Below are 9,488 nucleotides of genomic sequence, written 5' to 3' on the forward strand. Positions count from 1 at the left end.
AGGCGTCTCCAACCCCGAACCGAAAACCTTTCGGCGGCTTTTCCTACAACTTTAGCGCTGGTTCCTTACGCTTCGGGTTGACACCAAGTTAGGCGCTCCTCACCCTTGCATTGTGAACGAATAAAGGTGGGAAATGCGAAAGCATCTTTTTTTGGCCGGTTTGACTACATTAAGCGCCTGCGTATCAGCACCATCGGCATATAAGGCAGGTTCGACACTGTCTCAGAGGCAGGCTGATTACGATATGTGTAAGATTGCAGCCATCCGGGAAATTCCGGCAGAAATGTCTACTAGCATGTCTGGTGGATATTATAACCCGGGTTCAACGCAGTGTACGAGCATAGGCAATCAGACAACCTGCAACCAAATAGGGGTAGTGAATATCCCTGCTCAAGCTGTTACTGTTGATCAGAATCAAAGCCTGCGGGATAGAACTATTCTAAGATGTATGTCGACTAAGGGGTATCAATTCCCAACCAAGCCGACATGCTCAAGCCAAGCCGAGCGAGATGCAGCCGCAGCCCTACCTCAACCGCAGAACGCGGCCGAATTTAAATGCAACGCGGGTGTCGATCTAGCGCGCTAATTATCAACTATACCTCGCTCGCAGACTCACCTTTTGAAGGCGCTGGGGCAGAGGTCGGTGAGCGTGCAGCGGTCGCAGGCCGGCCGCCGATAGTGGCAGATTTTCTGCCCGTGCAGCATCAGGATTTCGTGGTTGTTATAGAGCGCCTGCGCGCTCCAGTCCGCCGGCAGCTGCGCCCGCAGGATGGCATGGGACGGGCCGACATCCACCTTCGGCCCGATCAGTGCGAGGCGCTGGGCGACGCGGTGATGATGGCTGTCCACCGGTAGGGCCGGCATTCGCAGCACGGAGAAGGACAGAACCGCCGCGCTCGTCTTCGGCCCGACGCCGGGCAGGGCTTCCAGCCAGCGCCGCGCGGGTTCGACCTCCAAGCCGGCCAGGAAATCGAGGTCGAGCTTTCCTTGGCGATCGCGCAGGGCTCGCAGGATCTCCTGAAGCCGGGGAGCCTTGAGTTCGGGCCAGCGCACGCCCTGAATCAGTTCTTCCACCTCTCCCGTCTCGGCCTCGATCATCGCATCCCAATCCGGGAAGCGAGCCCGCAGAGCCTTGAAGGCGCGCCCGGAATCGGCGTTGCGCGTGCGATGCGACAGGAGCGAGGAGATCAACTCGCTGACCGGATCGAGCGAGTGGAAATAGGGGATCGGGCATTCATAGGTCTGGCAGAGCCGGCGATGCACCTCCAGCGCCTTCTCCCGCAGGGCCTCGTCAGGTGGAGCCCGCGCCGGCTCGGCGGCGGGAGCGGGCTCCCGCAAAGAGGCGGTGGAAGCTTTTGCGCGCGGCCGCCGCGCTGGCGCAGGCTTGAAAAGGACAGGGGCTGGATCGTTCGGGCGCATATACGGGAAATTTGCCGGCGCGGCCCAGCGTTCCACTAGCGCCCCCGCGGCCCTTTGACTCAAGGACGGCTCTCGTAGGCTTGCGGCGTTCGAGGCGAGGTCCGGCTGGGACGAGTGACGATCATATGAGGATCAAGCGAAGAATCGCCTGATCCTTCGAATTGCTCAGCCGAGCTTTCCTGGTCTGGAAGCTGCTACTTGGCGCTTTGCGGCGCGACGGCACCGGGCGGGATCACCGGCGTCGTGTTCGGATCGGGATCGGGCACCGGGGCAGCCATGTCGGGATCGCCATCCATCTGGGGCATGAGGACGCTTTCGCAATCATCGAGCTGATCGGTCAGCATCTGCTCGTCCGATGTGGTCCCGGCCGATGGGTTGGCGGGATCGACCGTGCAGCTTTCGGCCGGCGAAGGAGCCTCTTCGTCGGGCGCTGCGGCCTGAGGAGCTTGCGGCGCCTGAACGGGCGGGGCGGGGGGCGGCACCTGCGCGAAGGCCGCGCCCGACAGGAGGGCAAAGGCCACTGAGGCGGCCAGAAGGGAATGGATGCTGCGCGCAGTCATGGTTGCGAATCTCCTTCGCGGGGCTCGGGCCGATCTTGCCGCCGATCCGATCCGAATTGAGGCGGAGGCCGGAGGGGCCGACCAAAAAGGCAGGCACGGTGCCGGTCTCTCGCCGGATGGGCTTATGGCTGCCTTACCCTCAACGCTTCAAGCGGGCTTCGGGCTCCCTCTGAACGGAGGGGGAAGGAGTTTGGGCGTCCGCCATTGAAGGCTGTCGCGCCCTCTAGGGGCGCCGGACGCGGTGTTCACAGCGCATGGAGGGAGGGCGAAGCGCCGAGCGTGGCCGGCGATGCCTTGCCCTTCGCGTTACAGAAGCCAGCTCAGAAGAAGCGGCGCAAGAAGGGCGGTGACGAGGCCGTTCAGCGCCATGGCGAGGCCGGCGAAGGCCCCGGCCACATTGTCCACCTGAAAGGCGCGCGCCGTGCCGATACCATGCGAAGCGAGGCCCGCCGCGAAGCCGCGCGCTGCATAGTCGCGGATGCCGAGCGCGTTCATCAAGGGCGTCACGATGATCGCGCCGATCACCCCGGTCGCGATCACGAAGACGGCGGTCAGTGTCGGGTCCGCGCCGAGCCCTTGCGAGATGCCCATGGCAATGCCGGCCGTCACGGATTTGGGTGCCAGCGCCAGGACCAGTGACGAGGGGAGATGGAGGAGAGACGCGAGCGCGACAGTGGAAGCAATGCCCGCAGACGCGCCGACAAAGAGCGCCACAATGATGGGGGCCAATGTCTCGGCAATGACGCGTCGGTTGCGATAAAGCGGAACGCCGAGCGCGACGGTGGCCGGCCCGAGCGCGAAATGGATGAACTGCGCCCCTTGGAAGTACGTGACATAGGGCGTGTCGCTCGCCTCCAGAACGGCGACCACGAGAATGATGGCCAGAAGCACCGGGTTCGCCAGAGGATGGAAGCCGGTGAAAGCGGCCAGACGCCGGGCCAGAAGAAAGGCGCCGAGCGTCACGGTCAGCCAGAGAAGGGGGCTGGCCGACAGATAGACCCAAAGCTCGAACAGGCTGACGGGAGCGGGCGCGGCGTTCACGAGCGCCGCTCCGAGGCGAGGCGCACGAGACGGAAGGCGGCGACCGTGACCAGCATCGTGATCGCCGTCGAGCCGACCAGCGTCAGCACGATGCCGAACCCGTTCTGCAGGATCAGATCGAGCTTGCCGGCGACGCCGACACCGGCCGGCACGAAGAGCACGCCGAGATACAGCAGCAACCCGTCCCCCGCTTCCTCCACCGATCGTGTCCGCGCCTGGACGCGTTCGTTCGAAAACCGCTCCGACAGCGCGAGATAGACGATCAGCAGGAGAATGCCGATCACCGGGCCGGGCACCGGGCCTGAGGTTACGTGGCGGATGGCTTCTCCCAGCAATTGGCAGGTGAGAAGAACAAAGAGGCCGTAGAGCATGATCCGCCTTCGGGATTGTCGGGAAACCAGCGTGGAGCGCCCGGCTTTCGCTGGACGGGCGCAGCGCCGGGTGGCGGCCAAGATCGCGCTTCGGCCCAAGTCCCGCAAGACGCCCCGGCGGCATCCTTCCTATGCATTCAGTGCAAGTCTTTGCATCTCGCTATGCGCCAATCCAGAGTCTTCGGACGAACTCCGCGAGCGGCAGACGATGGGGAAAATTTCAATCCCTCATGCGGAGCGGAGGCGATGCGAGACACGGAGCCAAGCTCATGCGACAGCCCGACACGATGCGCGAAACGTCAGGTTTGCGCTGCCTGCCTCAAAAGATCGGGCTCGCCGAACCCGCAAAATCTTGTCCGGTGCGAACGCATCGCCGGAGCGGCGTCGACCGGCTCGTCAGGGCGTCTGCGGCACCAGAAGCAGGATTTCGAGTTCGCGCCCCCAAGGTGGCGACCAGTTCTCGGCTTCCATGCGAAAAAGGGTGGGGCCGATCTTGCGGACGTTCTCGCCGCAGAAGGACACGAGGTTCTTCGGGTTGCCCTTGTCCACCGTCAGCGTGAAATGGCCAACCGTCCCGGCCCAGTTGGCACCCGTGGACCAGATGTAGGAAATCCAGTTCTCGACATAGGGATAGCTCGTCCAAACGCCGTCCTTGACGCCGGAGGCCTTGAGGCGGGTGACGATGTCATCGCCCAGACAATATTTCTGGCGGGTGGCGGCCAAGCGAGCCGGCCCGTCCTCCGTCTCGTTCAGGAAGCTCACGCCCGCGGTCGCGCCGAGGCTCGGCTTGTAGCGATGCTCGACGGTGACGGTTTTCCCCGCCGGGAAGGTCGCGTGCCAGCTATAGGTCGAGCGCAGGAGCCAGATCGGGATATCGTCGATGCGGGTCTTCCCGTTCTCCTCGTATTCGGTCGGCATCACGAGGCCGAGCCCGCGCAGGGTTCGCTTGGTCGGCTCGTCCAGCGCCTGGACCGCGTCGTGCGTGGCGGCGAGATGCGGCGCCAGCGGAATCTTGTGATCCAGGAGAACCTGCGTCCGCTCGATCCCGGCCGCGAAGGCGTAAGGGTGGAGGGTCGCCGAAACCGGCTTTCCCTCGAATGTCGTCGTGAAGCCGAAGAGATTCTGCGGATCGTCCGTCGGCACGCTGGTCATGAAATCCATGCTGCCTTCGATGTCGGGCATCGGAAAGGCGACCAGCACGTCCTCGTCGTCGGGGCCATTATTGTGGAATTGATAGGTGATGCGGATTTCGTCGGGCGAGACGAAGAGATCTTCCGAGCGCATCTCGATCCGGTCGGATCGCACGAAGGTCAGGCCCTGCGTGCCGAGCTGGGCCATCGTGTCGTTGGCAAGCGCGATGTCGAGCGGCAGCGCGAAAAGCAACGCCCCGGCCAGAGCCTGACCGGCCCGTGCTCCCATCCCGTTCCTCATAGGCCCATCCCCCCCTTTGCGCCGCGCCTGCAAGCCTATCGCGGGCGCGGCGGTTTCGCCATGGCGCGCCGGCTTCTGAGGCCGGCGGGGAGGGTGTCAGAGCGTCGGCAGCGCGCCGACGATGCGCAGCGAGAGGCCCTCGTGCGGGTCGAGCGAGATCTTCAACTTGCCGTCCTCGCCCAGATCGCCTTCGATCGTTTCGGCGATCATGTCCACCACCGGGCCCGGGCGCACGTTGGAGAGTTCGATCACCTCTTCCACCGGGTTCAGGCTGAAGTTCAGCGCCGTCAACTGCGTGCCGCGCCCGTCCGGCAACTCGTGCACCATTACGAGAAGACCTGGGCTGGTGACGTCGGGAATGGCGGTCTGGCGCGCGGCGGCGATGCCATAGGCGTCGCGGACCTGGAGCAGGCGCTTGAGGCGCGAGGCGAAGGAGTCCGGGTTCTCCAACTGCTCGTAGAGCGAGCCGTAGAGCGAGCGGGCGCGTGGCATTCCGCCCGCCGAATAGCGCGAGCCGGGCGCGGCATTCGTCAGGTCGTAGGCCCCGCGCTCGATCCAGCGCGTGTCGCCGTCGCGCATGAAGTCGGCGACCTGTTCGGGCTCGAGCGGCAGGGCGCCCACGAGATCCCATCCCGACAGCGCGAAGACGCCCGGCTGATAGGCGTTGTACATGGCGAGCAGGAGATGGGCCTTCTGGATCGCGGCGATCTCCTCGTCGCCGATGGTCGAGAGGTCGCTGATCCCGAGCGCGGCCGCCACCACGCTCGCCGTCGTGCAGGCGACGCCATTGGTGACGAAGCGCAGATTATAGGGTGCCGAGGGGCCGCTCAGCTTCTCGTACATGGTCTCGCGGATATGCGTGCGCAGCGTGCGGCCCTGCCAGGTCTGGCCCTGGAACGTGTAGATGTCGTTGGCGTGCAGGGTCCAGAAATGCACGAGTTCGAGCGTCAGCTCGTCGTGATTCTGGAGCGCATGGATCAGTGAAGCCGGGTCGATCCCATATTCATGCACCGTGCGCAGCATCATGCGCAGGAACTCGGTGTCGCCGGTGAGCAGGGCGTGCTGATAGGCGGGCCGCGTGATGAAGTCGTAGGACAGGTCCGCCCCGCCCTTGGACATCACGGCGATGTCGTCCACCGTCAGATTCAATTCCTGGAAGGAAAAGCCGCCGGCCTTGCGGATCATGCCCGCCAGAAGCTGGTTGCCGACCACCGACAGCGGATGGCCCTCCGACCAGGCCGGCCCGTCCGTGCGCTTTTCGACGCCGAGGAAGCCGTTGGCGTCGAGGCGCAGGCCGCGCGCGCCCATCTGGTCGATGGAGTGGAGCGCATCGCCCGTGATCATCTGCTGGGCCGCGAAGGACGGATCCAGCCAGTTGAGGCTCGGCTGGCCTTCCTTGAAGTAGTGGAGATAGACCCAGCGGCGCGACGTGCCATCGACGCCGACGATCGGCCCGGTGGCGCTCCAGTCGGTTTCCTTGACCCCGGGCTCGAAGAAGATGACGCGCTGCAACTGGCCGACGATATAGCCTTTCTCGCGCAGCGTATCGACGATTGGCGGGGGCAAATTCACGGCATCGCGCCCTTCGGGCACGTCCGGCAGGAGAGCCCAGTCTTCCTCCTGAATCTCGACCATATGATACAGGCCGGGATAGTCGCCATATTTCATTTCCGCGAGGCGGAAATCGGCGCCCTTGCCGGTATGCGCCGGCACGACGTCATCGATCACGACGGCATTGTGCGCCGCCGCCATGCGGCTGAGGGCGACATATTCCTCGCTCGTGCCGAAGGCGGGGTCGATGTCGAAGCTGATCCGGTCGAAATTGCCGTCGATCGTGGGCGAGTAGCGCCCGTCCTTGTAGCCGCCGGCGCGCTTCATCGGGCCGGTGTGGATGCCGCGCACGCCGATCGAGGAAAGCGCCGACCAGAGCCGTTGCTCGCCCAGCATGGACAGGACGCTGTTTCCGTCGCGCGTCACGATCGAGGCGGGATAGGCGGTGAACCAGACGGGCGCGACGGCCGAGGCCACGCGCGGGCGCGTTTCGGCATAAGGGCGCTGCCACAGCCGGCCCTGGCCGCCATATTTCTCGGCGGCGGACTTGGCCTGACGCAGCATCGACATTTCGACAAGCGCTTCAATGGTCTCGTTCATCGGCATATCGCTGGCGGCCCTCGTGTCGTCCTGATGCGGAAGGACCAAACGTGGCCCGGAGGGGAAGTTTCCGCGCCAGCACGATCTTTCAAGTCTTGACGATGCCGATCTCTTCGTGAGCGAAGGTATTCGGGAAACCGTTCGGCGAGGCGTCTGCGCGGATCGGGAACGCGCGGAAGGATTAGTGCAAGCGGTGTTTCAGTGCGACTGAGTCGGCTTCAAAGGCCGAGCCCGCCTCACTCATGAACGGGCTCGGATCAAAGACGGGGGTCCGAATAGCCGTTGACGGCCTGCGTGGCGCCGGGCTCCCCAGTCTCGCGGAATTCCAGCGGAATCGCCTCATCATATCCCAGGCATCGCGCGAACTCGGCCAGAAGGGCAGGGTCGAGATGCCCACGCCACTGGAACATGCGCGAAAGCGCCTCGTCCGCATGCCAAGCCTTGCGATAGGGGCGCACCGATGTCACCGCGTCGTAGATATCGCAGATCGCCGCGATCCGCGCATGATGGCTGATCTCCTCGTCCGCCAGCCCGTCCGGGTATCCCGTGCCGTCGAGGCGTTCGTGATGATGGCGGCAGACATCGAGAACAAGCTCGGGCATGTCGGGATGGGCGCTCAAGATGCGGCATCCCTCCTCCGGATGCGTGCGGATCAGGTCCATCTCGGCCTCGGTCAAGCCCGAGGGCTTCAGAAGGATGGAGGAGGGGATCGCGACCTTGCCCACGTCGTGAACGAGGCCCGCCATGCCGATGAGATGCAGTTCCCCTTCATCCATGCCGAGATGGCGGCCGAAGCGCACCATCAGCGCGCTCACCGCGACGGAATGGAGGAATGTGTAGGAATCGGTGGACTTGATGCGCGTGAGGCCGATCAGGGCGGTGGGATTGCTGTTGAGCGAGGCGATGATTTCCTTGGTCACGCTGAGCGCCACATGCGGATCGACCTTCCGGCCCATGCGCGCGTCGCCCATCAGCCGGCTCATCGCCTGCTTGCAGTTGCGCAGCGTTCGCTCGGCCCGGCGTTGTTGGAAGGTGAGCTGCGACAGCGTGAGTTTCGAGGGCGCGCCTGCGCCGATGGTGGCTGCCTTCTGCCCCTCGACGGCCAATGGTCGAACCGGCGTGCTTCTGCTGTCGTCAATGATAACGGACGCCACACGGCTGGCTTGAAGCCGAGCCAAATCCCTTGGCTTGGTCAGCAGGAACTGCGTTTTCCAAAACGGGTGATCCGTCCAACTGCCATCGAAGCCCACAATATACATTCCCAATCTTGCATCATGGGGCGATATCTGTCGGATCATGGCGAGTCTGGCTAATATAGGAGGAGGTGATACTGAGTTAAATTCCAAGGATCCCTGGAATATCGATCAGGATAGCCTGTATTGGTTCATGAGCCGTTACGTCTGCGCGTGGCCGATCGCCACTAGCCTGCGTTTCTACCTTTGGGGAATGCGGGCGTTTCCAATGGCGAAATCTTGTGGGCCGCGCCGACGGGAGCCGAAAGCCGAGCGTTCTGAGAAGGGGTGGGTCAAAAATTAGCGGCAGCGTTAAAGGGTTTTCAACCCTTTTCTGTTTCACGTGAAACATGCGGCCGAGTCGCGGTCGAACGTCAGCCTAGAAGATCGTCCGGCTTGACACGAAAATGCTGAGCCAGACGCAAGAGCGCCTTTGGCGGAATATCGCGCCTTCCATCTTCCACGGCTTTCAGCATCTGAACCGGCAGGTTCGTGGCGCGCGCCAAAGTCTCGATCGTTTCTCCATCCGTCGTCCGCAAGCGGCGAACATTGTCTCCCAAAGCCATCCTGTTCCTTTCTTCAAACGGTCTGCGCGTCTCCGCTGCGCTTTCTAACGCGCTGGCGCCTGTTTCGACATCGGGAGCCGAATGGAAGCCTTCCGCGGCCTTGCGGCTCGTGTCTTGCATTTCGGGTCAATCTGCCCCGTTTTCGAGCGGGCGCGGCCGATTGCCCCGAATCCAAACGGGCTCCGTGAGGCTGTGAGGTCGCCTCTCGTGATGCCGCAAGAGTCACCGATGTCTTAAGCGGAACGATCTTTTAACCCTCTTCGGTAACCATAAGCACATGAGGGGCGGCGGTGATTTGGAGCTGTGGCCCGGTGTGATTGCGCGGTGTTGTCGCGTTGAGTGGGTGGTGGTGGCGCTATGTCCAGGTCCGGTGGGGTTCGCGTGTCTCGTGCAGTGCCAGCGTCGAAGGCCGCGCCCGCAGCGGAGCGCCTGGGCGCAGGCACGCCGCTGGGCTTCGCCGGTGCGGGGGCTCCGGCCCTCTCGCCAAGCCAGCCCGAATGGCTCGACACGATCATCAAGGGCGACTGCGTGTCCCGCATGGCCGCGCTGCCCGCCGGCAGCGTCGATGCCATCTTCGCCGACCCGCCCTACAATCTTCAGCTCGGCGGCGATCTCACGCGCCCCGACCAGTCACGCGTCGATGCCGTTACCGAGGAGTGGGACCGCTTCGAGAGCTTCGAGGCCTATGACGCCTTCACGCGGGCCTGGCTGCTCGCC

8 protein-coding genes and 1 pseudogene are annotated in these 9,488 nt (G+C 63.8%); 1 reads left to right on the forward strand and 8 read right to left on the reverse strand.

Going from position 1 to position 9,488, the window contains the following annotated elements; translation table 11 throughout:
- Positions 1 to 612 precede the first annotated feature (612 nt).
- The 8 genes from AUL28_RS14235 to AUL28_RS23040 all read right to left on the reverse strand — a co-directional run bounded on the left by AUL28_RS14235 (position 613) and on the right by AUL28_RS23040 (position 8,771).
- The gene (locus AUL28_RS14235; RefSeq protein WP_374701422.1) at positions 613 to 1,419 is read right to left on the reverse strand and encodes an endonuclease III domain-containing protein; all 807 of its coding nucleotides are present in this window, start codon (positions 1,417 to 1,419) and stop codon (positions 613 to 615) included.
- 194 nt (positions 1,420 to 1,613) lie between these two features.
- Complete coding sequence (locus AUL28_RS14240; RefSeq protein ID WP_062233780.1) at positions 1,614 to 1,979, reverse strand: hypothetical protein; 366 nt, start codon at positions 1,977 to 1,979, stop codon at positions 1,614 to 1,616.
- Between the two features lie 306 nt (positions 1,980 to 2,285).
- On the reverse strand, positions 2,286 to 3,020 hold the full coding sequence (locus AUL28_RS14245) for an LrgB family protein (protein ID WP_062233783.1): 735 nt from the start codon (positions 3,018 to 3,020) through the stop codon (positions 2,286 to 2,288).
- Complete coding sequence (locus AUL28_RS14250) at positions 3,017 to 3,391, reverse strand: CidA/LrgA family protein (RefSeq protein WP_058636143.1); 375 nt, start codon at positions 3,389 to 3,391, stop codon at positions 3,017 to 3,019. The genes AUL28_RS14245 and AUL28_RS14250 overlap by 4 nt, the downstream gene beginning before the upstream one ends.
- A gap of 396 nt (positions 3,392 to 3,787) precedes the next feature.
- A complete protein-coding gene (locus AUL28_RS14255; protein ID WP_192843466.1) occupies positions 3,788 to 4,810 on the reverse strand; it encodes a DUF4424 family protein in 1,023 nt (340 codons plus the stop codon).
- 108 nt (positions 4,811 to 4,918) lie between these two features.
- Positions 4,919 to 6,973 carry a maltose alpha-D-glucosyltransferase gene (treS, locus tag AUL28_RS14260; protein ID WP_244493531.1) on the reverse strand — a complete coding sequence of 685 codons (2,055 nt, stop codon included), beginning with the start codon at positions 6,971 to 6,973 and terminating at the stop codon, positions 4,919 to 4,921.
- A gap of 257 nt (positions 6,974 to 7,230) precedes the next feature.
- On the reverse strand, positions 7,231 to 8,271 hold the full coding sequence (locus AUL28_RS14265) for an HD-GYP domain-containing protein (protein ID WP_082640475.1): 1,041 nt from the start codon (positions 8,269 to 8,271) through the stop codon (positions 7,231 to 7,233).
- Positions 8,272 to 8,579: 308 nt separating this feature from the next.
- A complete protein-coding gene (locus AUL28_RS23040) occupies positions 8,580 to 8,771 on the reverse strand; it encodes a helix-turn-helix domain-containing protein (protein ID WP_058636146.1) in 192 nt (63 codons plus the stop codon).
- A gap of 447 nt (positions 8,772 to 9,218) precedes the next feature.
- Between AUL28_RS23040 and AUL28_RS14275 the strand changes: the two are divergent.
- Positions 9,219 to 9,488, forward strand: a pseudogene (locus tag AUL28_RS14275) (modification methylase); the annotation flags it as partial.

It is taken from the genome of Aureimonas sp. N4, assembly GCF_001463925.1.
Lineage (GTDB): Bacteria > Pseudomonadota > Alphaproteobacteria > Rhizobiales > Rhizobiaceae > Aureimonas > Aureimonas ureilytica_A.

What these genes read in the sequence shown, in the direction of transcription:
- AUL28_RS23040 (WP_058636146.1), bottom strand. Translation starts at nt 8,771, where the DNA reads ATGGCTTTGGGAGACAATGTTCGCCGCTTGCGGACGACGGATGGAGAA.
- treS (WP_244493531.1), bottom strand. Translation starts at nt 6,973, where the DNA reads ATGAACGAGACCATTGAAGCGCTTGTCGAAATGTCGATGCTGCGTCAG.
- AUL28_RS14255 (WP_192843466.1), bottom strand. Translation starts at nt 4,810, where the DNA reads ATGGGAGCACGGGCCGGTCAGGCTCTGGCCGGGGCGTTGCTTTTCGCG.
- AUL28_RS14250 (WP_058636143.1), bottom strand. Translation starts at nt 3,391, where the DNA reads ATGCTCTACGGCCTCTTTGTTCTTCTCACCTGCCAATTGCTGGGAGAA.
- AUL28_RS14235 (WP_374701422.1), bottom strand. Translation starts at nt 1,419, where the DNA reads ATGCGCCCGAACGATCCAGCCCCTGTCCTTTTCAAGCCTGCGCCAGCG.
- AUL28_RS14265 (WP_082640475.1), bottom strand. Translation starts at nt 8,271, where the DNA reads ATGATCCGACAGATATCGCCCCATGATGCAAGATTGGGAATGTATATT.
- AUL28_RS14240 (WP_062233780.1), bottom strand. Translation starts at nt 1,979, where the DNA reads ATGACTGCGCGCAGCATCCATTCCCTTCTGGCCGCCTCAGTGGCCTTT.